General features: G+C 74.5%; 1 protein-coding gene and 1 pseudogene. One reads left to right on the top strand and one right to left on the bottom strand.

From position 1 onward, the window contains the following. Window positions 1–602, bottom strand: a 602-nt coding sequence (locus ABGB08_RS54660) for a DUF222 domain-containing protein (RefSeq protein ID WP_347608551.1), incomplete at its 3' end; no start/stop codon positions are given. A gap of 6 nt (window positions 603–608) precedes the next feature. Here ABGB08_RS54660 and ABGB08_RS54655 point away from each other — a divergent pair. Continuing rightward, window positions 609–1,029 (top strand): annotated as a pseudogene (locus ABGB08_RS54655) (hypothetical protein); the annotation flags it as partial.

Below are 1,029 nucleotides of genomic sequence, written 5' to 3'. Positions count from 1 at the left end.
AGTTCCGGGTCCAGCAGGCCGGTGACGCGGCCCATCCCGTCCAGGGTGGCGGCGATGTTGAGGTGCTGGCGTTCGGTGCGGGCGGCGGCGCGGGCCAGCCTGCCGCCCGGGTCGATGGTCTCCAGGAGCACCTGACCGGCCCGGGTGACATCTTCGACGGTGGCGGCCGGATCGTCGGCCAGGGTGAGGAGGATCGGCTCGGCCAGCCGGGCTTCTTCGTCGTCCAGTGGCCGGACCGCTGAGGCGACTGCGGCCGCGGCCCCGAACGGCAGGCTGCCCTCGGCCAGCCGGGCGGCCAGATCCGGCAGCCGGGACAGCTGGCGGGCCAGGGTGAGGCGTTCCCCCGCCCGGGCGATCCTTGAGCCGGTGGCCGCGGCCAGCCACGCCCCGAGCGAGCGCCGCCCGAACAGTTGGTGGCCTTTCCCGGCATCGGCCACGGCCAGCCGGACCGCGATCGCGGCCTCGGCCCGGTCGATCACCCGCGACCAGGCCACGATCTCGGCCATCGCCGCCTCCACATCACACGGCACCAGCGACTGATCGGCGGCGATCACCTCGGCCTCGTGCAGCAACTCCCGTACCCTCGCCCCGACCAAACCCAAATCCGGATGGTCCGCGTGGTCCGGATGGTCCCCGCGCCCGGCATCACGGCCAGCACTCTGATCGGTTCCCGGCCCGCGACCGGCACCCTGACCGGCACCACGGGCAGCGTGGCCGGCCTCACGGGCATCCCGATCCGGCTCCCAGGTAGCGTGATCCTCCTCCCGGGCATCCCGACCGGGCCCCTCCGTACGCCGACCGGTTTCGCGGGCACGCTGAGCTGTCTCCCGAGCACCATCACCAGCCTGTTGAGCACGCTGGCCAACAGGCTGGCCGGTCACCTGCCCGCTGCCCGAGGACCCGGACCCGGGCCCGGATCCGGGCGAGGGCCGGTGGCCGCCGAAGGGCCGGACACCGGGCTGCCGGGCCGGGCCGAACGGGGCAGAGCCGAACCGGGTGTTGGCGGGTTCAGCGGTGGCTCGGGCGGTG

Origin of the sequence: Acrocarpospora sp. B8E8, from assembly GCF_039871605.1 — a bacterium.
Lineage (GTDB): Bacteria > Actinomycetota > Actinomycetes > Streptosporangiales > Streptosporangiaceae > Acrocarpospora > Acrocarpospora macrocephala.
The sequence above is the reverse complement of the archived record's forward strand: the minus strand, read 5'-3'. Positions and strand labels throughout refer to the sequence as shown.